The sequence below is a fragment of the Shouchella rhizosphaerae genome (assembly GCF_900142675.1).
GTDB classification, from domain to species: domain Bacteria; phylum Bacillota; class Bacilli; order Bacillales; family Bacillaceae_D; genus Shouchella; species Shouchella rhizosphaerae.
On record NZ_FRBS01000006.1, the window covers coordinates 60,743 to 83,972 of the forward strand.

Sequence of the window (23,230 nt, forward strand, 5' to 3'; positions counted from 1 at the left end):
ATTAAACAGTCTTCCCTAGAAGTTTCTAATTTACATTTACCAATGCTTCGCCATTTAAACAAAGGGCGAACCAACCCAATAAAAGTATTAGTAGACTATCGAAAATCACCTCATTACCACCGTACGTAAATCCCTTTTTATAAATTAGCAGGTGTTCAAAAATTACATGTCTCATAATTTTTAGTTCATATCGTAAAAAACGACATGAATCTATACATCGAACAGATTGCTTTTGACAAAAAAATCAAGTATGGTCATATTAAATGTAAGCGCTTTAGAATCAAGACTTGTCCTCATCTTATAATCATTTAGGAGGAATTGCCGATGATGAACACGCCTTTAACGATTTCGTCGATGTTGGAACGGGCAGAGCGCTATTTTCCAAACAAAACAGTGGTATCACGAACGCATGACAACATCTACCGGTATACGTATGCAGAAATCGGCAAACGCACAAGAGCACTTGCGAGCGCACTGACGAAACTAGGGTTAAAACGGGGGGAACGGGTGGGGACGATCGCTTGGAACCACCATCGCCATTTGGAAGCATATTTTGCTGCACCTGGTATAGGGAGCGTCCTCCACATGATTAATATGCGTTTGCCGCCTGATCATCTCGCCTTTGTGATTAACCATGCAAGCGACCGGATTTTGCTGATTGATGAAGATGTGCTGCCGCTCGTAGAAGCGATTAGGCCTCAACTGGAGACGGTGCATGCGTTTGTAGTGATGACTGACAAAGATCAGTTGCCTTCGTCCACACTGGAACCGCTCTATTCTTATGAAGCGTTGCTTGCAGAGGGGGATGACTGTTTTGCGTTTTGCGATGACATTGATGAAAATGAACAGGCAGCGATGTGTTACACATCGGCAACAACGGGGATGCCTAAAGGGGTCGAGTATTCCCATCGTGGCATTGTTCTTCATAGTTTAGTGCAGGGGCATGTAGACACGACGGCAATTAGCGAAAACGACGTGTGCATGCCCGTAGTGCCAATGTTTCATGTAAATGCTTGGGGCTTGCCGTTTAGTGCTACGTTCTATGGAGCGACACAAGTGTTGCCAGGTCCAGCATTTACCCCTCAGCTCCTTGCTGAGTTGATCGAAAAAGAACGGGTTACCTTTACCGGCGGCGTGCCGACTGTCTGGCTCGGCCTCTTGCAAGTACTTGAACATCATCATTATGATTTAAGCAGCTTGCGTGCTGTCATTTGTGGTGGTTCTGCGGCACCGCAAAGCATGATCGAGCGATTTGAACGTAAGTTGAACGTCCCGTTTTACCATGCCTATGGCTTAACGGAAACGGCCCCGCTCGTATCGTTTTCCCGTTTAAAAAGCCACCAGAAAAAGTGGGGCAAAGGCGAGCAATATCAAGCGAAGGCAAAACAAGGAATGGCCGTTCCGTTAATCGACATCAAAGGCGTGAACGCCAATGGGGAGATCCCTTGGAATGGAGAAGAAATGGGCGAGTTGCTCATCCGAGGCCCTTGGGTTGCCAACCGTTATTTTCACGATGAACGGAGTACAGAAGCATTCAAAGACGGTTGGTTCCATACTGGAGATGTAGTCACGATTGACGAGGAGGGAGCCATTAAGATCGTTGATCGCACGAAGGATTTAATCAAAAGTGGCGGGGAATGGATTTCTTCCGTTGATTTGGAAAATGCGATTATGTCTCACGAAGCTGTACTCGAAGCAGCAGTGGTCGCTGTGCCCCATGATAAGTGGCAAGAACGCCCAGTCGCTTGCGTTGTATTAAAAAATGACAAACAGGCGACAAAAGAAGAAATTGTCGACTATTTGAAACCACAGTTTGCCAAATGGTGGCTGCCTGACGACGTCGTCTTCATGGAGGCATTGCCGAAAACATCAGTCGGCAAATTTCTAAAACGTGCTTTGCGGAAGGAACTGTTCAATCAAAGCCGTTTTTTATAGGAGGAAGACGGTAAAGTTGATAAGCTTGATTTGATGACGGTACAGCGGTGTACCGTCTTTTTATTGTACATTAATAGAGTACTGTCTCTACCCTTGATGATAAACAAGGGAAATTTTGCTTTTCCTTTTATTTATGTAAACGTCAATGATCTATCGGTTGACAATTTTGTCACGATCGCCTACGATGGCACCATTCAATGGACAAAGAGGTGGAACGTACGTGCATATCGCCGATCAGATTTTGAAAAATGGAGGCATGCTGCCTCATAAAACCGCATTGGTCTATAAAGACCGGACACGTACGTATCGTGACGTGGAGACAGACTTGCACAGCTATCGAAACGCCTTGTCGGCTAAAGCAAAGGAATGTGGGTTCGTTCGCCCGCTTGCTTTTGCCATTGACATTGAAAACCAAGATGAGCTATTGCTTGTGTTTTTGGCAGCAGCAAGCTTAGGGTGGACAGGCATTCCGTTAAACAGAAAATGGACAAACAATGAACGTTTGCAGGCATTAGCGCGTGCTGAAGCAGATGTGCTCTTTACGGATAGGCCCATTTCCGAAGCCGAATGTGCAGTGTGGGACAGCAGACAGGTCAATGAAACGACTGAAATAGAGGCAGATCGATTCGCCCAAGGGAACGATCTCTTTTACCTAGGGTTTACCTCTGGCAGCACAGGAGCGCCAAAAGCGTATGTCCGTACGCATCACTCATGGACAACAAGTTTCCAACCAGCGGCAGAAACGTTTCAGCTGCAAAGCACAAACCGAGTGAGTGTGCCTGGTTCACTGTTCCACTCACTGTTTTTGTTTGCCGCTGTCCATACGCTCCATATGGGGGCGACTCTTTATTTGGAACCGACGTTTTCGCCGTTTGACGTTTTAGAAACGATAAAGGGTGAGCAAGTCGATGTGATTTATGGTGTACCCACAATGATTGAAGCATTTGTGAAGGCAAGCAGCAACGAGACTCTTGAGCAAGTCGATACCATCATTGTGTCAGGGGCAAAATGGTCGAAAATCCAGGTTGGCCGGGCGCAAACACAGTTTCCAAACGCAAAGCTGTATGAATTTTATGGTGCTTCTGAGCTAAGTTTTATTTCTAGTTTGCACCACCGTAGCCAAAGCACTCTTCCTCCGACGGCAGTAGGGCGGCCATTTCCAGGGGTGACGATCCAAGCGGACGATGAAGGGATGTTGCATATAAAGAGCCCTTATTTGTTTGCTGGCTACAAAGGAGGGGCGCCTGTAAAAGAGTGGGAAACGGTTGGCGACATTGGCTTTATTGACAAAACAGGGGTTGTTCACGTAAAAGGGCGAAAAGGCAATATGCTCATCATTGGCGGCATCAATGTCTACCCTGAGGAAGTGGAACAGTTGGCAAAAGAGATCGAAGGCGTTGAAGAAGCGATTGCGATCGGCAAGGCCCATCCCTATTGGGGCAGCCAAATGGAACTTTACATAAAAGGCCGGTATTTGTCGCAAGAAGACAAAAAGCAGATTCGTACACGCCTAAAAGAGGTGCTGCCTCCGATTAAACGTCCACGGCGTCTCCACCTTGTAGAGGCGTTTCCACTTTTGCCGAGCGGAAAAGTGGACCGCCAAGCATTAAGGAGTGGCCGTTATGAGTGATGTGTTCATCGTAAGGGCAAAACGGACAGCTGTTGGCAAAATTGGCGGCATTCTAGCCACGCAGCGTCCAGAAGTGTTAGCCGCCTCTGTCATAAAAGAAATCGTTGCTGGCCTTCCTTTTCCTGAGATTGATGGAGTGGTGCTTGGCAACGCTGTTGGCGAAGGGGGAAATATAGCACGCCTCTCGTTGTTAGAAAGCGGTCTGCCTGTTGACGTGCCAGGGGTAACGGTCGATGTCCAATGTGGTTCTGGATTAGAAGCGATCATCGTTGCGGCAAGGCATATACAAGCAGGAGATGGCGATGTCTATTTGGCCGGCGGCGTAGAAAGCACAAGTCTTGAGCCGAAACGGATTGCCGTTAACATGAACGGAAATAGACGAGAGTGGCACGAGACAATCGAACGTGCCCGCTTCTCGCCGGAATCGCTAGGGGACCCCGATATGGCTGAAGCGGCAGAGAATGTGGCTGAACAAAGGAAAATTGGCCGGGATGCACAGGACGAGTACACCGCTGAGAGTTACAGGCGCGCATGGGCAGCAGAACAACAGGGCCTTTTTCGTGACGAAAAAATTGCAGCACACCGTGATCTTGCTGATGAAGGCATTCGGCAAATGCCCGATCGGCTTTTAAAACGAGTGCCGCCGCTTTACAACGGAGGGACCGTAACAGCAGCCAACTCATGCGCAAAATCGGATGGAGCGGCTCTCGTATTGCTCATGTCAAAGCAAGCGTGCGTGCGTTACCGTATGAAACCAATGCTTGCATTTGTCGATGCTGCAAGAGCAGGCTACGATCCCCACTTTGCAAGTATGAGCCCAGTGCCTGCGATCCGCAAACTGTTGGCAAAACAAAAACGGAATCTATCAGACATTGATTTGATTGAGTTGAACGAGGCGTACGCGGTTCAGATGGTAGCGCTCCAACAAGAGCTTGGCCTAGACAAAGAAAAACTAAATGTCAGCGGCGGCGCTTTAGCCATAGGGCACCCGTACGGGGCATCTGGGGCGATAAACGTTTGCCGTCTAGCATCCGAAATGAAACGCCGTGATGCCAAGTTTGGCTTGAGCGCCATTGGTGCAGCAGGAGGGTTAGGAATAGCGGCGTTGTTTGCGAATGTTGTTGAATAAGCATTTGTAGAGGGGCTGCTCAGCATTTTCCCAACATGTTTTCCTACTTGGGAAATATCGGATTTGTCTATTATTTTCCACTACTCACTAGTTAGTTTTCGCCATGACATCCTTGCCACCCAGTTTAAAAAAGTAGAAGAGCATTCGGCTAAACTAGCAGAAATCGGAGAGTTGGCGGAATCGTCACTTGATCGTACACTGAACTATTTTTATTATTTCGTAAGCGCCCAAAAGGAATATGTCCACGAGCGCTACCGCTCAGCGATTAAGCTATTGCGAAAAGCTGAAGAATTTTTAGCTTGTTTGCATGACGATGCCGAGGAAGCTGAATTCTCCATGTATGCAGGGGTGCTTTTTTATCGTTTAAATCAGTATCCTGTGGCAGCATCCTACATGGAAGAAGCTTATCGGATTTTCAAAAGACTAAACTACGAAGAATCTTATTTGAATGGACAAATCGTTTTAGCAGGCATTGATTCAGAATTGGGTCATTCACAAAAGGCTCAAGTAAGACTGAAAGAAGCATTAAGTGAGTCAGATAAGTATCCTGTTGTAGGGGATTAATTTATAGGGTAATTGCGCTTGATCACATAAGAAATGAACGTTATTACGAAGCAGAAGACAGTTTGCAATTAGCTTTATCAATTAAGGAGCATGCAAACCATCAAGTTGGAGCAAAATCCCAATATAACTTAGGTAATGTTTTGTTAAGACAAGGAAAAAAAGAAGAAGGTCTTGGGAGCCTCTTACTATAAAAACATCGAATATCAAGCTCGTTGCCTTCGACTAGAGGGCTTTATATCGATGAAAATATGGCTCTAGTGGATCAAGCAATTGAAAAACTAGAGTTAAGAGGATTATTTTATGAGGTATCCGATATTGCTGAAGAAGCAGGTAACTATGCAGAAAAAAGAGGAGATTTTGAGTCTGCATTGAAGTTTTTTAAAGTAGCTTACGTTGCACGACTAAATCAAAATATGGGGGCTTGCCAATAATGAAGAAACTATTGGTTGCAAGTTTGATGGCATTTGCTTTTGTAGCTACAGTAAGTTTAAGTCATGCACAAGCTGAAACAGTGGAAATTGAATCAAAAGAAAAAGTAGAAATAGGCGGATAAATATAGCGAGCGGTTTTATTGAATAACTGAACTGGTTTGCTATTAACAAGACAAACAAATCTGGAAGTGTAATTCAATTAAACCAAAAGCATGAAAACGTAACCCTGCCTTAGTAGCAGGTCTTTTTCTCGTTTTCAGATAGTTGAAAATCCTATCGTCTTGTTTTATGTTAGTTATATGGAGAATGATGGAAGATAGCGAACAATAGTGTTTGCGGAAAAACTTAATACTGTCCCAAAGAGGTGACAAGATGAACTCCGTAAATTTCGGGGATAACTTAGCCTTTTAGCCAGACAGAAGCGAAATGGGTGTGCGACCAGGCAAGTACTTGTTTCCAAACAAGCAAAACAAAACAACAATCGCGTTAAAAGCGGCGAGATAGGAAAGGAGGAGAGAACCGATGCCTGAAATCAAAATCGACGAAGGCTCCGTGCTCAGCGCTTTAAGCGAAACGGAGGAACAGGCCAGCTATTCCGTGTCGGATCACGAGCCTGCGATCCATACGTCGTCGATGGCCTTTCTCCATTCATTGCTGGAAGTAGAAAGCGGGTATGCCGACCAATTCAATCGCTATTTGGACGTCGTGAAAAACGTACAAGCAGAAACAAAAGAACTCGTTCAAACATACGGAGTTGTAGACAAGATGCTGGCAAGCCGCCGATAACACAGAAAGGAACAGACGGATGAACACACTTGACGTACAAGAAGTACTCGATGCACTTGACGAAATCGTGGAACGAAAGCTTCACGATCAAGCCCAGCTCGAACGCTTGCAGGCCAGCATCCAGAAGATCATCCACCTCGATTCCCTGCAAGGCGAAGGGGGCGAAGCAATCAAAGACCATTTTGCGACGCTCCATCTCCCTGTATTGACAGCGTTCCAGCTTTTCATCGGCCAATACATCGAACAATTGAAGCAAATCCGCTCGAATCTGCTAAACTTTGAAAGCCGCTCCGCTCTGATTCGAGAAGAATTTCTCGCTGATGTCAAAACCGGCCTGGATCGAGTCGAGCGCTATGCGATTGAAGACGCGACAGCGATTGAGTCGATTCGCGCTTCCATCGCCGACCTATTGCCACTGCCCCCGTTCTCAATGGAACCAGTCCTTCGCTACGCCCAACAAGGCAAAGACCATGTCCGTGTAACGGCGGAAAGGCTTGGCAACTTGGACGAAGCCAACGACACGGTGCTCGCAAGCGCAAAAAGCACCTTGCAAGAACTGACGACCGTCGTCAGCCAAGTAGCCAACTGGACCAGTGGCGGCGTGATCCCCTCCCCAGAAACGCAGGCGGAGATCAATGCCAATATGGAAGAGCTGTACCAAAATGTCGTGACACAAGCGCTCCAAATGGCCCCACTAGACCAAAGCCATATCGAAAGCCGCGAAGGGGATCTGTACCAAGACGTGTTGCCGCTAGAATTTCTGTATACAGGCGCCTACGCCCCTCTATACGGTAGCCTGAAAGCAGCTAACTGGTATTACTTGAACCATTTCCCTGTCAGTGCCATCCTAAGCAATGAACAGGCGCTGCAAGCGTGCCGAGCGCCAGCGATGGGAGCAACCCATGCCGTTACCCCGGCGTATTTCCCGTTATTTGCGCGCCTATCGACTTTGCCGGCAAACGCGACCGTCTCGCCGGCAATCCTGACACGGCAACTGAAACAGCTGGTTCCGATCCAATACCAGTGGTACCAAGCCCAGCTCCGTACCCAAGCGATTCAAACGGATACGTCGCAAGTAGTCACCACACCAGGATATATGTTTACGGATCAAGAAGTCGCAGCTATCAACACGTATCTTGAGAACAACCCTCCTAACGAGGAGAGGTTGAATACAAATCCCATTGTTGCTGGAGTGGTCGACTTTTTATTTGGTGACTACATCACGCTCGCCGACCCAGAAGCTTCGCTCGGGGAGAAAGCCTTGGCAACGACGTTTATCTTAGTGAAGCCAGCGAAAGTGGGAGAAGTAGTATATGACTTGTCGAAGGCGAGGAAGGTAAAGACTGGGGGGAAGGGTGCGCCTAATGCTAATAAAAAATTCTCTGAAATGAGTGCTGATGAACAATTAGCTATAGCAAAGCAGTATTCACGGAGAGCACCAATCGAAGTACCAGAAAACGCGAACATGAAGGCTAAGTCAATGGCTGGTGGTTATGAACAAATAACCTACAAATGGAATGACGGAACATACAAATACGAAGTAAGATGGCACACTAGAACTTCTGGAGCTCCTGCTGATCAAGGAAACACTTGGGTAATTCAAAGAACAATTCCAGGTAGTGGTGGGAATAAACCACAATCCTTCTTCAAGATTGGAGAAAATGAGTGGGTTGAGGGGTATAAATGGTATGATGCAATTGCCGCCAGAAAAGCGGGAACTGCTACTCCAGAACAAGTTAGAATTTTAGATCAAGGGCATTGGAAGGAGTAAAGTATGAAAACGGAAATAGTTAATGATTCCTACTATACAGGGTTTGAAGGAGAGCCTGAAATTGCTTTTGTCTATGAAAAGACCAATGAAAGACAAGTTCTTAAAATGTGGACTGGTTACTTTGAAACCATGTTAGATTTAATATGTCAGTATGAATCTTACAATGAGGGTATTTTGCATGAATATTACGTTCATGAAGGTTGGTACGAGGAAAGTCCTTGGGAATTAACAAATCTTGATGCTACTATTCGGTTGTTTAAATCATTTAATTTACAAAGCGTGGATGTAAAGGCCGTTGATGCCTCTCCGAATATTGTACCCACGCTTCCTGAAGTTGCACGTGAGATTACACATTTTTTAGAACAAGCCAAGAGTAATGAAAGCAATGTATATATAGTTTATGATTAATCTTATATGTTAAGCTCGAGCATCAAGCAACGTCCATTAAGTGGGCGAGAAACAACGAATTCAAGCAAATTCGACTATTTTAGTAGTTTTAGTAGATGTAGGGGAAAGACATTCTATCGTCACTACTTACTTCATTTTAGAAACAACACTATGGTATTATGAACAAAGCTTGATTCGATAACTTTTCAATTGATTATAATGCTGAGGATTTAATTGGAAGAGATGGTTTAGTTATGATTGATTTTGATACCGATATATGGGGTTCGAATAAACAATGTCTAAATGGAATGGATTAATACCTTTAGGATATTTTCTAAAAATCACCTTGATTGGCTATATGCCTTTCAAGGTTTTTTACTTTAAGATCTTTATGCGTAAAAGCAAGATGACTTTTGAATCAAAAACTCATGATGGTTAGCAAACATACTAGATTAGCTGCAGTGACATTTAAATATAACTACTACACTTACTACTTGATTTAAATTTACACATGAGAATGACAAAGCTCATTGTGATAAATAAGGAAACAAACTTGTATATAAGAAAATGAATGAATCAATAAAAGAAAAAGTTTTATGTTTAAGTATACATTGAAAAACTATTATGTGAGATTCATAACTCATGAAGGTTATACCATCATGGAATGTGGTTTTAATTATAATGAACTGCTCCCAATGAACTGCTCCCGAAAAATGAACACTTTAAAAAGTTCGTTACTTGGGTTTTTGTGTTCTTTTACAACGAACCCATTATAATCAAATCAACCAATAAGAACAATAAATGTAAAAATGAGTAAACAATTTTTGCATTTCTTGAGTAGAAAAGTCAGAATTAAACCATTTGCTTGCCAGTACCACCCTAAGCAATGAACAGGCGCTGCAAGCGTGCCGAGCGCCAGCGATGGGAGAAACCCATGCCGTTACCCCGGCGTATTTCCCGTTGTTTGCGCGCCTATCGCACCTGCCCGCTAACGCGACGGTGTCGCCGGCGATCCTGACACGGTAACGGAAACAGCTGGTGCCGATCCAATACCAATGGTACCAAGCCCAGCTCCGTACCCAAGCGATTCAAACGGCCATTTCGGAAGTGGCCGCCACAGGAGAGCATGATCTTACAGAGGAAGAAGTCGCAATCATCCAAGCGTACCTCGAAACGAATCTCTGGGCGATGGTTTCCTCATAGCCGAGGTCGATGAGGAAGTATACAACGACGACGGGCGTTATCCAGGGCCAACGAAGGATGCCCGTGTTGGCGCTGACGGGATCGCGTATAGAAACGACATCGGTCCCAATATTGCTGCAGCAGCCGACTTTTTCTTCAGTGACTTCCTCACGCTCGCCGCCCCAGAAGCTTCGTTCGGGGAGAAAGCCCTGGCAACGACGTTTATTTTAGCGAAGCCAGCGAAAGTGGGAGAAGTAGTATATGACTTGTCGAAAGCGAGGAAGGTGAAGACCGGGGGGAAGGGTACGGTAAAACCTAATTACGTGCCTAAGGATAGCAGTGGCAAAAAATTAGGATTACCAAAAAATATAGATGGGAAATTGGTAAACGGCACTACTCACAAACCGGATTCTATGAATCTACACAATCAAATTGGGATTAAAAAGGGTCAGAGGAGAATATATTCAAACACTTGAGTGGGGAAGAAACGGGAAGTTGATTCAACGGACAATACTCGACAGACCATGGTAGAGGGGATCATGTAAACCCACATTCACATCAAGCTATTTTTAAGGATGGATCATGGAGCTTTAAAGAATAATTCTTAGAGGAGAAAAATCATGGGCTTAAAGGAACCAGCTTTTATACTAAAGATACGTGGTAGTGATTATTTTAATGAAGAGCTTTCTTGTTTAGGTTGTCAATTTGCTGAAATTTTACTATCCCTTAAGGATTATACAGAAAGTTATGATTGGTACATTTTTGATGTATTAGGTACTAATAAGTCTTCTTTTCACGAGGTGTTCCCTAAGAACCTACAGAAAGGTTGTACTGTACTTTCAACAGATGAATTGATAGAAAAAGTAAAAAGGGTAATACAATTTGAGTCAGGAGTATTTATAGCTGTTGAAAAAGGGAAAAAAATTAATTGGCATTTCGACCATTTACCTGAAACTGAAGAAAGTGAAGGGTTACAACATCCATTAGCAAAAATAGAAATTCGTGCTTTTGATTATTCATTTTTTGAGATTTATGGTAATGATATTGAAGTGAAAAAAACAATATTAAATTATTTTAGGAAAAATTAAATCTGGTAATAAAGGGGTTATTAATCTTAATCGGTCACATGCCTTCAAGATTTTTCTTGCTTAAAAGAGAATGGCTAACCGGGGGATACGTAGTATAAGGAGCATTCGTAAGGGGATATAACTAATTCCATCGACTGCTGTATGAAGTTTGGTTGTATTTCCACGATGTGATAAGCAGGTAACACATGAAGAATATGAAGCGTTACCAGCTAATTCAACAATCGCTGTAATTGCTAGGTAGCCACACATATTACTTCCATGGTCGAGATCGGGTGACATGCTCCAAATGAAAGTCGCTGTTTTAGCAGCTTTTTTGTTTTATTGGTACAAGTTCTGGTCCTGATCTAAGGCCAAGAACTTGTACCAATGTCGTAAAGGACATGGATGGTTAATTGCGGCATTAAAAAATCGTCGGCACGATTCCCCCATCCATCCGAATCGGGGAGCCTTTGAAGGCTGAGGCGTGAGGGCTGCACATAAAAGCAGTGAGTCTACCGATCTCTTCTGGCCTGATGAAGCGCTGAATTTCGGAGTGAGGCACATTGGAGGCCATAAATTTTTTTTCTTTTTCGGAAAAGGACAACGACGGTTCCTCATCCATGAACATGCCTTCAATGATATGAGCTACATTTTGCGATAGCGTAGGACCTGGCAGGATAGTATTGACTGTCACTTCGGCGCCTGCTGTTAATTTGGACAGGCTCTTTGCCAATGAGAGCAGCATCGATTTAGTCGCGGCATAATGAGGCATAAGACCTGAAGGCATGACGGCCTCTTCGCTTGCGATGAAAAGGATTCGGCCGAAGTTTTGGCTCAGCATTGTCGGCAAATAACATCTAACCAACCCGTTGGCTGCTAGCACATTTGTGCGGAAATACGTTTCCCACCCTTCATCGTCCACATGTTCATATTGCTTGATTTCATAAATGCCCATATTGTTAACGAGAATGTCGATGCTCGGGAACTGCTGACATAGCGTTTCCATTTGCTCTTTATTAGTGAGATCAGCCGCTGCATTTTGAGGCGAGGTGGATGGATATTTCGCTTTGATCTCCTCTACCGTTTGTTGGACCGCTTCCTGGTTCCGTCCGTTAATGAGGACGTGAACCCCTTCTTTAGCAAGCTCCAGGGCAATCGCTTTTCCGATGCCTCTCGTCGATCCTGTCACTAAAGCCGTTTTATTTGTTAATGCCATTTCCATCTTGTCATTGCTCCTTCTGTTTCGGATAGAGACTATCATAACTTGTCTTCATCAGCCAGTAACTAGCCGCCTCCGCCAACATTCTTGCAGAATACGCCAAACGGCAAGATGGTTGGGCCTAAAATACCAAGTCTTAGGCAAAAACTTGTTAATACGCTGTTTTTCCTAACTGCATTAACCGCCAATGTGCCGGCGTATCGCCTTCCCATATGCGAAAAGCGCGGTAAAAGGAGTTCTGGTCTTCATATCCGATCAAGGAAGCAATTTGTTTAATATCAAGCGAAGGGTCTGCCAGGTAAGCAAGAGCTAGTTCATGTCTAGCTTGCGTTAATAACTGCTTGAAGCTTGTATGTTCTTCCGCAAGTCGGCGCTGCAAGGTGCGGTCACTGATTCCGAGCTCGTGCGCGGTCCCCCCAATGTCAGGACATCCATCGGCGAGACGAAGCTTAATGATCGACTTCACCTTCTCGGCAATGAAATGGACGTTGTCGTGTTCATAAATTGTGCGATCCAAGGCAGGCGTCAAAATCTCCAGCAGTTCTTCGTTATAGGAGACAAACGGTCGATCCAAATCGCTTCGGTGGAGAATTAGCCGATTTCCTGTGGCATTGGTGCAGATCGGGCAGCCGAAGTAAGCTTCGAGTGTCCGAGAATCACCCATCGGTTGGGTGAATTCAACGCGATAGGCAGACAGGTTTGTTGCTGTCCCTCGTCGTCCAAGCTCCAGAAGACATGCCAAAGTTAAGCCTATCAGCATAGGCGGACCAGCCAACTCGCGTCCGCCATAAAGCCACTCCAATTCGATGGCGCACAGCTCGCCATCCTCGGTGATGCGCAGGTTTTCGGGAGGGCATAGCTGTTTATACTGTGTCATTCGATGTAGGGCATCGTGATAATTGCGAGCGTGATAGGTTGCCAAGAGTGACGGTGGATATTGGGCAGTCTCATAGGCGGTCACAAGCTCGATGATGGCTGCCGCAGTTTCTCCCGCAAGGTCAAAATAAGCCTGCCAAATTGCAAAGTATTGAGTTGTCGTTACAGCAGGCTCAGACATAATGGTCAATGGCAATCGGGCTTGGCGGGCTACTTCGTCGGCCGTTATCCCTAATCGTCCAAGTCCTTCCCACAAACCCTGCGGGATCTTAATTTGGTCAGCCGGTATCAGGTTCATCAATCTACGTCCTCCTTTGGCCAGTCCAAGTAGAATAAATATACTAAAAATTGTAAAGGGCTGTAATCTTATTTAAAAGACGAATTGGAATATGAAGTGCAACACCTTAAGAAAGACAGCTCATGGAACCCTCGTGTAAGATGTTCGTAACCACACAAACGATCAAGGAGGGCACCATGAGCTGCTAACCATCATCTTACCACATTTGATCGCGCACGTATTGAAGCGATGACTCGTCTTGGTCTATCTCTTCGGCAGATCGCCAAGAACCTTGGGCAAAGTCCGTCCACGATTTCTCGGGAACGACGATATGCGAGCGGGAAGACGTCTTATCAATCGGAGAAAGCCCATGAGATGGCTCAGGCAGGAGAAGCACATCGAAACCAAAGAAGAAAATGTTTACAATAGTGAACTGCCCACGAGGCATTTACCCATGAACTGTTGCACATGAATAAAAAGTAGGGTGAAAATCACCCTACTGTGTTTGTAATAAAGCAAAGGATACAGCCCAAGAAAAAATGCCAAATAAGATAAGAATCATAAGGACAATTTCAAAAGGGGTACGTTTTCTTTCCTGCTTAGTTTTCTTGAGCTTTCTATAAAAAACAAATGAACAAAATATTAGGATCAAGTGGCTTAAATCAGACAAGGATTCCAAAAAAGCTATCATAAATGAGTGAACTCCAATCTTGTTGGGCTAGCCTTCCATCGTTAATGGGCATGTTGCTTGTGCCTATTCTCACTGTAATATTCGATTTGCATATGACGAGTGAAAATCAAATAAGTAGAAAGGCAATGCCGCAAGCATTGTTGCACCCAAACAGCCTGCACCGGCAGGCTGTTTGTCATTATGGAAAAGGCACACCCATCTTTTTCACATCTCACTGCTCTGTTGTTTTAAATTGTAACAATGCCCGTAAGTCGTCTTCGTTTAGCACCAAATCTTTGACTGTATATTGCTCAAGCACCTGCAAATAGGCGGCGAGCGCTTCATGCAATACGCCTTTTAATCGGCAAGCGGGATTTAATATACAGGTGTTTGTCTCGCGGTTAAAGCATTCAACGAGCTCAAGGTTGTCTTCTGTCTGTTTGACGACTTCGCCAATGTTGATTTCCTCTGGCTTTTTTGCCAAGCGAATGCCACCGTTTCGTCCTTTGATCGTTTCAATCAGACCAAGCTTTCCTAGTTCGTGGGTGACTTTTGTTAGATGATTATAAGAAATTCGATAAATATCAGCTACTTGTTTGACGCTGGACAGTTTATGCTTTGGTTGTAAAGCTAAATACAAAAGGAGACGAAGCGAGTAATCCGTATAAGAAGTTAATTGCATATTTTTCACTCCAGAAAGTCATCTCTTCTACAGCATACCATAATTTTGCCATGTAGGAGGAAAGGGGCGCCCGTTTGTGGCGAATTTCCAACAATGCATATAATATGCATTTTAAATATTGATTTAAGAGGGTGAATGTCATACTTTAAATATATATATAAAATACTTATTTTAAGTGAGGCGATCACTCATGAGTACTGTGATGTTAAAAGAAGAATCGAAACGATTGGTGAAAGCAACTGTTCCTATTTTAGCCGCACACGGAGAAACGATCACAAAGCATTTTTACAAGCGAATGTTTCACCATCATCCTGAACTGTTAAACGTATTTAACCGAACCAATCAAAAAATAGGCAGGCAACCTCAGGCACTGGCCAATTCGATCTATGCTGCCGCCCAGCATATCGACAATTTAGAAGCGATTTTACCAGTTGTAAAACGGATTGCCCATAAGCACCGCAGCTTAAATATTAAGCCGGAACAATATCCGATTGTTGGCGATAATCTCCTTGCCGCCATGAAAGAAGTATTAGGAGAGGCAGCTTCCGATGATGTAATTGAGGCGTGGAGAGAGGCGTATGAAATCATTGCCGGTGTGTTTATTGAAGTAGAAAAGCAAATGTACGATCAGGCCGGCAAAGCTCCTGGCGGGTGGAGTGGATTTCGTTCTTTTGTGGTAGAGAAAAAAAAGCAGGAGAGCAAGGCGATTACATCGTTTTATTTAAAGCCGAAAGATGGAAATGAGATCGCTTCTTACCAGCCAGGCCAATACATGACGGTAAAAGTGAACATCCCTGGTGATACGTATACGCATATGCGCCAATACAGCTTGTCAGACGCTCCGGGAAAAGGATATTATCGAATTTCCGTAAAGCGGGAAGAGGGCAACACTGAGTGCCCTCCAGGTGTCGTCTCCAATTATTTACATCAACATATTCGTGAAGGCGACGTACTAGAAATGACCGCTCCTGCTGGTGATTTTACTTTAAAACAGGGAGAAGAACGCCCGATCGTTTTAATCAGCGGCGGCGTTGGCATCACGCCACTTATGAGCATGTTTAATACCCTTATGCAGCAAGGAACCAAACAAAAGGTGACGTTTATCCATGCTGCCATTGATGGAACCTACCATGCGATGCATGACCATGTAGCCCAGACAGCGAGTCAGAAAGAAAATGTCCACTACGCTGTCTGCTATGAACGCCCTACGTCAGAAGACCAGATGAATCCTTATATGAAGAAGGAAGGGTATATTGATGAGCAATTCCTCCGTTCCATGATTGAAGATCATCACGCTGATTTTTATTTTTGTGGGCCTATTCCTTTTATGAAGACGGTTTACCACATCTTGAACAACTGGGGCGTTCCAGAAGAACAAATCCATTATGAATTTTTCGGTCCTGCGGGGACGCTTGCTTCTTCTTAAAAGCATTATTGCCCCATAAACAAAACGCACGAATGTTTGCAAAGGGACATTCGTGCGTTTTCTAGTCTATTACGCCAGTAAAACTGGCAACTATAGGGGCAATAGCGGTTTTAGTAACTGTCTGTCACGACGAAAAGCTTAGCAGAAAGGTATCATACGTTTGCATTACTTCCATTCCTCTTGAAGGATTGCGATATGGGCCTGTAATGCATCAAATGCTTCAACCGTTAAGTGGCCAGCTGCCACATACTTCATTAGTGCGGTTTCAATCTTTTCAATGGAGCGCTTTGCTAACTGATTAGCTCGCCATTTTTCAAATAGGAACGCCACTTGACATAAAGACAGTAGGGAAGCATAAGCGATCACAGTCATTTCTTGGCGATAGCGTTGTACGACTTCCACTAAGTGTTTGGCTGATAGGTCTGCTTTGTTCAAGACAATCAGCCGCACAGGGTTTGAATACATGCGCCATTTGTCTGGCAACTTTGCAGGATCGCCTTCTGTTTCGTAGTTAAATGGCTCATATTCATGGTAAAGGTGGAAAAGGGTTTCCCCTGCTTTCAATGCCATTAAGCTACTGCCATCTGTATAGGCAACACCCTCGTTTTCACCAATTATGCGAATGCCCCCGCGCAGCGTGCTTGCTACGCCATACCGTTCATGGACAGTAGCGCCCATTTCAGCTAGAGTCAGCACGTCTCCTTCTTTGACGACCTTGTATAACGGAATGGGATTGACGCAAATAGGCATCTGTTCGGACCATTGCGGGTAGTCGCTGTAGATCATCGTAATGCCCCGTTTTTTCTTTGCTTGAATGCTCGCTTTGCTGTTGCTCGTACCGCCGACAAGAGGGATGCCACGGTGTTTTGCATAGGAGAGCAAAGCTTGAGTCATCGTGCCGTCGCCTGGCATGCTAAACATCCCTAATTTTGTTAAGTGGCGCGCCGTTTTTTCAGCAAATTGTAGCGCAGTCATTCCCTGAGGTGAAAGCCCGGCTAAAATATGCATGGCCCCAATGGCTGGGTGATGCGCTTGGATCGCAGCCATGACAACAGGGTTGAAACCACTTAAATAGACATGGGGTTCCATCTCATACTGGCGGATTAAATCAGCTACTTGTTTTTCCAAACCGTCTGTTTTGATTTCGATAGATAGTATTAATTCTTTTTCTTTGGCATAAACAAGCACTTCTTCAAGTGTCGGGATTTTGGCGTCTGGATAAAGTTTGTAACGCTCCACCCAGTCGGAATTATCGGTTCTGTTCGCTGTCAATTGCTTTAACTGTGAGAGTGTTAAATCCCTCACATAACCGCTTCCATCCGTCGTTCTGTCTACCGTGTAATCGTGGATGACGACTGGAATGCCATCTTTAGACATCATAATGTCAATTTCCACTGCTTCAATGCCCAACTCGGCTGCCAGTTCGATTGCGGGCATTGTATTTTCAGGCGCTAAGGAACAAACGCCACGGTGGGCAATTAACAAAGGCTGTTGATTTGTGCTATTTTCCAACTGGTACGCTTGTAAAGTAGCAACGGCTTTTTCAGGTAATGGCGTTTCGATGCCTTGGACGCCAATGGCAGCTAACCGGTGTAACGCTAATTCACTGTTAGCCTCATATGCCCATATTGTAATCGCCCGGCTGCGGAAGTAATGAATGATTTCAGCAGAGAGTGCTTCCGCTTGTACTAGTATTGTAAAACATTGGCATTGGCGGATGGCACGAATGGCATCGTCTCTTTTTTTCTTAGGCAACGTCGACCCAGAAAGACGCAAGGCCCCACGGTATTCATTGTTCCATGTTCGCATTGCTTCAATAATGGATGCTTGGCGAGAAAGGATAAAGACATCGTCTATCCCTTTCGTCTTAAGCAATTGATGGACATAAGGAACAAGGAAATGCTCATTGATCTCGATCATGGGCAGCATTTTTTGTGTAACCGTATCTAGTGCCTCCTCAAGCAGTACGCCACGATTGCTAGCGACAAGATTGCCGTTTCGCCATTCCGCTTTGAACAGAATAGAAGGAACATTGGGAGGCAGAGCGTCAGGCATACCGGTCGCGCTATCGATGATTGTAGGGCTTGCGACAAGAGCCGTTTTTGGCTCATTGACTTCTAGCACTTTTTCTTTAATAGAAGGTCTCGGAACAAGGGACGGATCGCCATTAGGGCCGAAAAGCAGTTTGCCTGGAGTTGGATGTGGCTGTTCCACAAAATCAACTGCAGGGTTTTTCGTGTCAATGGCGCTGACCCGTTCAAGGGAGTGACCTTTGGCAAAAACGCCAGGATGAGAAGAGAGGCCCATACAAAGGGCGTTCTTGAAAACAACGGCATCGACAAGCTCCTTATCCCGGTTAAGCAATACGACAGCATCGCCGCCGTTGGCCATTTGGAAGTTTCCGCAGCCCCAATCGCAGTTTGGAATAAGCTTAGGGACAGCGCTAATGGTAGCTTCCATTTCAAAATCAGCAGTAACGCCATATAATTTTTTAACGGCTTGGGCATTGCGGGCAATTAAAGCAGCAGAATAAGGGGCAAGCACCGCTCCTTCCGGGAAATTATACATCGCTTTATTCGCAACGCCGTTTTCTTCCACTTTATTACCGAAATAAAAACCGCTAAGATCAATCGTTTCGCCAGTTATATTGGCGATTTCGACATATTCGTTTGTGCCTTCATCAAAATAGGGCGTGTACATAAATTCCGTAATTAAAAGCGACTTGCTCGGTGAGACAGGAATCCGTTTTGACGGCCGGCGGATCGGCCCAGCGCGAAAAGCAGTCCGCAAATCGCTAGACTCGGAAATGCGGTGAATCGATTGGCCATTGCCATCCGCACGCGCTGTTACGCCACGATACTGTTTTCCCCGGTAGGTAATATTTTGCAAGTAAGGGACAAAATCAACGATACGGTCATGTCGATCCATGAGCAATAGTTTGTCGCCGTTATTGGCAAGGCGTATTTCGCCTGTGGACCAGTTCGCATCTAGCATTGTCGGCACATCAGGGTCATCGTAAAGGCGATTTGTGCTGAACCATGGGAATTCAAAGTCTGGAACCGCACCATAAATGGCCTTAAAGATGAAACTAGACTGGGATAAAAACAGCTCTTGTCCAGGTTGAATTAAAGTGCCATCTGGAAATTGCGCCATTCCTTCTCCTTCCCCGAGAAAAAGGGCATCGCCTATTTTGAATCCACTTAAATCAACAGTTTTGTCCTCAACGTTTTTTATAGCGATAAATTCTTTGCCATCGTCTGCAGCGGGGGCATCGTACATGTACTGGGAAATCACGACTCTAGGAATAGGCGTGTCTAAGGCCCCTGTTTGCAGCGATTGTTCCGCATAGACTGACCCAGGGGTTGCTGGGCTCATTGGCAGGAAAACCGTTTGTTCTGTACTCCCGGCAGGAGGCAGCGCGAAATGAACTCCAAAACCAGCGGAAATGTCTGTAGCTTGATAACCTGCTTGAACCACCTCTTGCCCTGACAAGTTGTCAACAATGACGACAGCTCGTGCTTCACTGTTGGAGAAAGCAGGGATATTTCCTGACACCTCACTCACTTGGCTTGAGCTTAATTGGCTCATGTACCTGCGGTTAAATGCCTCAAGGGTTTGTCCGCTCGTATTCAGCCAAAATACATGTGCTTGTTTGGGCAGGATCGTAATTGTTTCAAGTTCAAAAGGACGATCACCACGGCTATCTTCAGGATAGCGGAAGAGCAAATGGTAATCAGCGGACGAATCCCGATTTCCAATAGACAAGCTGATGGAAGAGTTGTTGTATATTTCAAAAAACTCATAGTCGTCTCTGTCGTAATTATCTGGGTGTATTTCAGTAATTAGCAGAGCCGGTGTTGGTTTATCGACATGCATGGAAAGAATCCTCCTTCATATTTAGCAATACTCTGCAACATATTCATACAAGCTCCATTTCGTAAGTTTTTTCTGCTGTTTTGTGCTCAAAAATGGCGTTTCCCCAACCTGAACAGGATCAAAATTTGATTTCGAGCTTCCCTCCCTTATGAATGAGTTGATGCGCATCTACCATAAAAAAAGAGACAAGCGGAGAAAAAACAAGCGTTTTCAAAAAATAATTGAAATCATTAAATGATGATGAAAGAGGCGCCAGTGGCGAGGTAAATGATGTGTAAACATTTTTAAGAGAGGAAATGGGAGAAAACAGCTAAAAAGTGGTGGCAGTCGTTGTTTGTAAAGCGAGATTAACTTTATATTTCTTTAAAAAAATGTAAGTCTTCGGTTAATTTCCGTATTTAATAAAAAAGCTATGGTTAAATGGACGTACATTCCGGCTAAGGAGGAAACGTGCTTCCATGAAACAAGTGGAATTAATCAATGCAACAAAGTCATATGACAAAGAGACAAATGTCCTAAATGAAATTGACCTTGAAATTGAACAAGGGGAATTTTTTGTGCTAGTTGGCCCCTCTGGCTGTGGCAAGAGCACATTGCTCAGAATGATAGCTGGTCTAGAAGAAATGACGGGGGGGATCTTAAAAATAAACGGCAGGGAAGCAAATAGGCTTGCCCCGAAAGACCGCAACCTATCGATGGTTTTCCAAAATTATGCGTTATACCCTCACTTATCTGTAGAACAAAATATTCTATTTGGCTTACATGCAAAAAAAGTGAACAAAGAGGAAGGCAAACGGCGTTTGCAAGAGGCGGCCGAGATGATGGGACTTACGACGCTGTTAAAGCGAAAGCCGAGGGAACTTTCAGGCGGTCAACGGCAACGGGTAGCGCTAGCACGCGCTGTTGTCAGTGAAGCTCCACTGTGCTTGATGGATGAGCCGCTCTCAAATCTTGACGCTAAACTAAGGGCGCATATGCGCATTGAAATCCGGAGATTGCAGCGAAAGCTCGGGCTAACGATGATCTATGTGACCCATGACCAAATTGAAGCGATGACAATGGGCGATCGTATTATGGTGCTAAACGAAGGGCATATCCAGCAAGTAGGCAAACCAATTGAGTTGTATAACACACCGGCGAACTTATTTGTTGCTACGTTTATTGGTTCTCCAAAGATGAACATAGGAAAAGCCCGTTTCGTATCGGAGAATGGGCAGCTGCTCATAGAAGAGACAATTGCCTTGCCAATCAAACAGCCATTAGACAGCAATCTAGTAGAACCGCGATTGACGATTGGCATTCGCTCTGAGCACATCCGATTTGAGAAAGAAAAGCCGACCGTCACATTGCTTGTTGCTAGTGTGGAACAGCTAGGGAATGAGACTGTTGTTGTTTTCGAAGTCGGCAAGGAGTTATGGACAGCCAAGTGGAGTGGGCAATGGGCAATTACAGCCGGCGACCTCGTACCAGTCGCGATTGATTTGGCCCATATCAGTTTCTTTGACTCAGTAACAGGCAAGCTTTTGAAGCCTGCAACCACCAATGTCCAACAAGAGGTTGTCGCTTTATGACGGAACCGTATGTCTATATACCTGAACAGACGAGCACAGCGAAAAGAGGAAAGCGCAGTACGAGGCATTTTACTAAAGGCATGCTGTTTTTATTTCCTTCATTATTTTTATTTACTGTGTTTCTGTTTTACCCAATGATACGGACGTTGTATTTAAGTTTTTTTCTGACAGATAACCGCGGAATGGCAACAGTCTTTGTCGGTTTAGAGAATTTTATGCGTATTTTTACATCGGATCTTTTTTTAAAATCACTCACATCGACATTTTTATTTGTGGTTTACACGGTGCCAGGAACGATTCTGATCAGTTTGTTTTTGGCTATCATCGCCAACGAGCGGCTAAGGGGAATCGGTTTATTTCGGATGGTGTTTTCTTCGACGATGGGCATATCAGTAGCGGCAGCATCTGTATTTTGGCTGTTTTTGTTCCATCCCAGCATCGGGTTTTTGAATCAGCTGCTTAGTTGGCTGAACGTCGGCTCAATCCGGTGGCTAACAGATCCGAAATGGGCGTTATTTTCAGTTTCTGTCTCAACGATTTGGATGAATATAGGCTTTACCTTTCTCATTTTGCTCGGCGGTTTGCAGTCGATTGACCGTTACTTGTATGAAAGTGCCGAGATTGACGGCGCTAGCTATTTTTACAAATTAAGGCGGATTACCATTCCGATGTTATCGCCAACGCTATTTTTTGTAGTCACTGTCACGATGATTAATGCGTTTCAGACATTTGGGCAAATTGACATGCTCACGAGGGGTGGGCCGCAAAATGAAACAAACTTGATCGTTTATTCCATTTATCGGGAAGCTTTTGTCAATTACCAATATGGAAGCGCAAGTGCCCAAGCAGTTGTGCTGTTTGCGATCATCTTGCTTATGACGATTGTGCAATTTAAGCTTGGTGAAAAGAAGGTGCATTACCAATGACGTTGACATGGCATAAAAAGCTTGTCTTTTATTTGCTTCTTATCGTTTCTGCGTTTGTGCTATTTGCACCAGCGATTTTAGCATTTTTGATGAGTTTTATGACAAGCGCAGACACACTGACAGGAAAAGTGATCCCATCTGTGTGGACGTTCGACAATTATATTCAAGCGTTTCAACGGTTTCCGCTGTTGAATTACTTGTTTAACAGTTTGCTTGTTTCGCTCGCAATTATGGTCGGCCAACTAATTTTATCAAGCTTAGCTGCTTATGCGTTTGTGTTTTTAACGTTTAAAGGCCGGGATACGCTGTTCTTTTTATTTGTGGCGACAATGATGATTCCGTTTGAAGCGTCGATCATTCCGAACTTCCAGACGATCCGTGAATTAGGGCTTGTCAATACGTATCCTGGTTTGACATTGCCGTTTTTTGCGATGGCATTTGGGACATTTTTGTTGCGGCAGACGTTTAAACAAATCCCCGTTGAGCTAAAAGAGGCGAGTGAAATTTTAGGAATGGGCGACTTTAAGTTTTATTTAACGGTTGTCTTGCCGATGGCGCGTACAAGCCTTGTCACACTTGGCATTTATGGGTTTCTAACTTCTTGGAATATGTATTTGTGGCCACTTCTAGCCACCACTAATGACACCGTCCGAACGGTGCAAATCGGTTTAAAGCAATTGCAATCGCAAGAAACATTAAACCAGTGGGGCGTTGTCATGGCAGGGGCAGTCATTGTGATTCTCCCGACGCTCATCTTGCTGTTTCTCGGCCAGAAGAAATTGCAGCAAGGACTAGCTGAAGGGGCGCTTAAATAAATGAAAAAAG

At 44.7% G+C, this 23,230-nt stretch carries 20 protein-coding genes; 16 read left to right on the forward strand and 4 right to left on the reverse strand.

All coding sequences use genetic code 11. The features are described 5' to 3' along the window. Positions 1 to 324: 324 nt before the first annotated feature. From BUC05_RS16660 to BUC05_RS16705, 11 genes are all read left to right on the forward strand, one after another. A complete protein-coding gene (locus tag BUC05_RS16660; protein ID WP_073305395.1) occupies positions 325 to 1,935 on the forward strand; it encodes a long-chain fatty acid--CoA ligase in 1,611 nt (536 codons plus the stop codon). Between the two features lie 220 nt (positions 1,936 to 2,155). Beyond that, a complete protein-coding gene (locus tag BUC05_RS16665; RefSeq protein ID WP_035202313.1) occupies positions 2,156 to 3,565 on the forward strand; it encodes an AMP-binding protein in 1,410 nt (469 codons plus the stop codon). Then, positions 3,558 to 4,694: a thiolase family protein gene (locus BUC05_RS16670; RefSeq protein WP_035202315.1), complete on the forward strand. Its 1,137-nt coding sequence runs from the start codon at positions 3,558 to 3,560 to the stop codon at positions 4,692 to 4,694. The genes BUC05_RS16665 and BUC05_RS16670 overlap by 8 nt, the downstream gene beginning before the upstream one ends. 63 nt (positions 4,695 to 4,757) lie before the next feature. Next, positions 4,758 to 5,258 carry a hypothetical protein gene (locus BUC05_RS16675; protein WP_035202317.1) on the forward strand — a complete coding sequence of 167 codons (501 nt, stop codon included), beginning with the start codon at positions 4,758 to 4,760 and terminating at the stop codon, positions 5,256 to 5,258. 257 nt (positions 5,259 to 5,515) lie between these two features. Next, a complete protein-coding gene (locus tag BUC05_RS21570; protein ID WP_156323113.1) occupies positions 5,516 to 5,689 on the forward strand; it encodes a hypothetical protein in 174 nt (57 codons plus the stop codon). After that, positions 5,689 to 5,811 carry a hypothetical protein gene (locus BUC05_RS21950; protein ID WP_257006205.1) on the forward strand — a complete coding sequence of 41 codons (123 nt, stop codon included), beginning with the start codon at positions 5,689 to 5,691 and terminating at the stop codon, positions 5,809 to 5,811. Before BUC05_RS21570 ends, BUC05_RS21950 begins: the two co-directional genes overlap by 1 nt. Positions 5,812 to 6,211: 400 nt before the next feature. Further along, positions 6,212 to 6,475 (forward strand): YwqI/YxiC family protein, encoded by a 264-nt coding sequence (locus tag BUC05_RS16685; protein WP_073305397.1) that lies wholly within the window; start codon positions 6,212 to 6,214, stop codon positions 6,473 to 6,475. Between the two features lie 19 nt (positions 6,476 to 6,494). Then, positions 6,495 to 8,246 (forward strand): LXG domain-containing protein, encoded by a 1,752-nt coding sequence (locus tag BUC05_RS16690; RefSeq protein WP_073305399.1) that lies wholly within the window; start codon positions 6,495 to 6,497, stop codon positions 8,244 to 8,246. 3 nt (positions 8,247 to 8,249) lie between these two features. Next, a complete protein-coding gene (locus BUC05_RS16695; protein WP_035205510.1) occupies positions 8,250 to 8,654 on the forward strand; it encodes a hypothetical protein in 405 nt (134 codons plus the stop codon). A gap of 1,017 nt (positions 8,655 to 9,671) precedes the next feature. Then, positions 9,672 to 9,836 (forward strand): hypothetical protein, encoded by a 165-nt coding sequence (locus tag BUC05_RS21650; protein ID WP_179289661.1) that lies wholly within the window; start codon positions 9,672 to 9,674, stop codon positions 9,834 to 9,836. A gap of 599 nt (positions 9,837 to 10,435) precedes the next feature. After that, complete coding sequence (locus BUC05_RS16705) at positions 10,436 to 10,903, forward strand: hypothetical protein (RefSeq protein ID WP_035205505.1); 468 nt, start codon at positions 10,436 to 10,438, stop codon at positions 10,901 to 10,903. Between the two features lie 400 nt (positions 10,904 to 11,303). Here BUC05_RS16705 and BUC05_RS16710 read toward each other — a convergent pair whose 3' ends face one another. Both BUC05_RS16710 and BUC05_RS16715 read right to left on the reverse strand, forming a co-directional pair. After that, positions 11,304 to 12,104, reverse strand: a complete 801-nt coding sequence (locus BUC05_RS16710) for an SDR family NAD(P)-dependent oxidoreductase (protein ID WP_035205503.1) — start codon at positions 12,102 to 12,104, stop codon at positions 11,304 to 11,306. A gap of 148 nt (positions 12,105 to 12,252) precedes the next feature. Next, positions 12,253 to 13,275 (reverse strand): AraC family transcriptional regulator, encoded by a 1,023-nt coding sequence (locus BUC05_RS16715; RefSeq protein ID WP_035205500.1) that lies wholly within the window; start codon positions 13,273 to 13,275, stop codon positions 12,253 to 12,255. Between the two features lie 228 nt (positions 13,276 to 13,503). Between BUC05_RS16715 and BUC05_RS16720 the strand changes: the two genes are divergently transcribed. Next, positions 13,504 to 13,683 (forward strand): helix-turn-helix domain-containing protein, encoded by a 180-nt coding sequence (locus BUC05_RS16720; protein WP_073305403.1) that lies wholly within the window; start codon positions 13,504 to 13,506, stop codon positions 13,681 to 13,683. Between the two features lie 473 nt (positions 13,684 to 14,156). On the opposite strand, the gene nsrR is transcribed toward BUC05_RS16720, so the two are convergent. After that, a complete protein-coding gene (nsrR, locus tag BUC05_RS16730) occupies positions 14,157 to 14,606 on the reverse strand; it encodes a nitric oxide-sensing transcriptional repressor NsrR (protein ID WP_035205494.1) in 450 nt (149 codons plus the stop codon). Between the two features lie 190 nt (positions 14,607 to 14,796). Here nsrR and hmpA point away from each other — a divergent pair, with 190 nt between their 5' ends. Then, on the forward strand, positions 14,797 to 16,032 hold the full coding sequence (hmpA, locus tag BUC05_RS16735; protein ID WP_035205493.1) for an NO-inducible flavohemoprotein: 1,236 nt from the start codon (positions 14,797 to 14,799) through the stop codon (positions 16,030 to 16,032). Between the two features lie 165 nt (positions 16,033 to 16,197). Here the strand turns inward: hmpA and BUC05_RS16740 are convergent, their stop codons facing one another. After that, positions 16,198 to 19,908, reverse strand: a complete 3,711-nt coding sequence (locus tag BUC05_RS16740) for a lamin tail domain-containing protein (protein ID WP_073305405.1) — start codon at positions 19,906 to 19,908, stop codon at positions 16,198 to 16,200. A 458-nt stretch (positions 19,909 to 20,366) separates the two neighbouring features. Between BUC05_RS16740 and BUC05_RS16745 the strand changes: the two genes are divergently transcribed. Genes BUC05_RS16745 through BUC05_RS16755 form a run of 3 tightly spaced genes read left to right on the forward strand, consistent with a single transcriptional unit; the run spans position 20,367 to position 23,220 of the window. Continuing rightward, positions 20,367 to 21,479: an ABC transporter ATP-binding protein gene (locus tag BUC05_RS16745; protein ID WP_011245213.1), complete on the forward strand. Its 1,113-nt coding sequence runs from the start codon at positions 20,367 to 20,369 to the stop codon at positions 21,477 to 21,479. Next, positions 21,476 to 22,405 carry a carbohydrate ABC transporter permease gene (locus BUC05_RS16750; protein WP_073305408.1) on the forward strand — a complete coding sequence of 310 codons (930 nt, stop codon included), beginning with the start codon at positions 21,476 to 21,478 and terminating at the stop codon, positions 22,403 to 22,405. Before BUC05_RS16745 ends, BUC05_RS16750 begins: the two co-directional genes overlap by 4 nt. Beyond that, positions 22,402 to 23,220 carry a carbohydrate ABC transporter permease gene (locus BUC05_RS16755; protein ID WP_011245215.1) on the forward strand — a complete coding sequence of 273 codons (819 nt, stop codon included), beginning with the start codon at positions 22,402 to 22,404 and terminating at the stop codon, positions 23,218 to 23,220. Before BUC05_RS16750 ends, BUC05_RS16755 begins: the two co-directional genes overlap by 4 nt. The last annotated feature ends 10 nt before the right edge of the window (positions 23,221 to 23,230 follow it).

What these genes read in the sequence shown, in the direction of transcription:
- BUC05_RS16705 (WP_035205505.1), top strand. Translation starts at nt 10,436, where the DNA reads ATGGGCTTAAAGGAACCAGCTTTTATACTAAAGATACGTGGTAGTGAT.
- BUC05_RS16660 (WP_073305395.1), top strand. Translation starts at nt 325, where the DNA reads ATGATGAACACGCCTTTAACGATTTCGTCGATGTTGGAACGGGCAGAG.
- BUC05_RS16685 (WP_073305397.1), top strand. Translation starts at nt 6,212, where the DNA reads ATGCCTGAAATCAAAATCGACGAAGGCTCCGTGCTCAGCGCTTTAAGC.
- BUC05_RS16740 (WP_073305405.1), bottom strand. Translation starts at nt 19,908, where the DNA reads ATGCATGTCGATAAACCAACACCGGCTCTGCTAATTACTGAAATACAC.
- BUC05_RS16755 (WP_011245215.1), top strand. Translation starts at nt 22,402, where the DNA reads ATGACGTTGACATGGCATAAAAAGCTTGTCTTTTATTTGCTTCTTATC.
- BUC05_RS16670 (WP_035202315.1), top strand. Translation starts at nt 3,558, where the DNA reads ATGAGTGATGTGTTCATCGTAAGGGCAAAACGGACAGCTGTTGGCAAA.
- BUC05_RS16720 (WP_073305403.1), top strand. Translation starts at nt 13,504, where the DNA reads ATGACTCGTCTTGGTCTATCTCTTCGGCAGATCGCCAAGAACCTTGGG.
- BUC05_RS16750 (WP_073305408.1), top strand. Translation starts at nt 21,476, where the DNA reads ATGACGGAACCGTATGTCTATATACCTGAACAGACGAGCACAGCGAAA.
- BUC05_RS16745 (WP_011245213.1), top strand. Translation starts at nt 20,367, where the DNA reads ATGAAACAAGTGGAATTAATCAATGCAACAAAGTCATATGACAAAGAG.
- BUC05_RS16695 (WP_035205510.1), top strand. Translation starts at nt 8,250, where the DNA reads ATGAAAACGGAAATAGTTAATGATTCCTACTATACAGGGTTTGAAGGA.
- BUC05_RS16715 (WP_035205500.1), bottom strand. Translation starts at nt 13,275, where the DNA reads ATGAACCTGATACCGGCTGACCAAATTAAGATCCCGCAGGGTTTGTGG.
- BUC05_RS21950 (WP_257006205.1), top strand. Translation starts at nt 5,689, where the DNA reads ATGAAGAAACTATTGGTTGCAAGTTTGATGGCATTTGCTTTTGTAGCT.
- BUC05_RS16710 (WP_035205503.1), bottom strand. Translation starts at nt 12,104, where the DNA reads ATGGAAATGGCATTAACAAATAAAACGGCTTTAGTGACAGGATCGACG.
- hmpA (WP_035205493.1), top strand. Translation starts at nt 14,797, where the DNA reads ATGAGTACTGTGATGTTAAAAGAAGAATCGAAACGATTGGTGAAAGCA.
- BUC05_RS16690 (WP_073305399.1), top strand. Translation starts at nt 6,495, where the DNA reads ATGAACACACTTGACGTACAAGAAGTACTCGATGCACTTGACGAAATC.
- nsrR (WP_035205494.1), bottom strand. Translation starts at nt 14,606, where the DNA reads ATGCAATTAACTTCTTATACGGATTACTCGCTTCGTCTCCTTTTGTAT.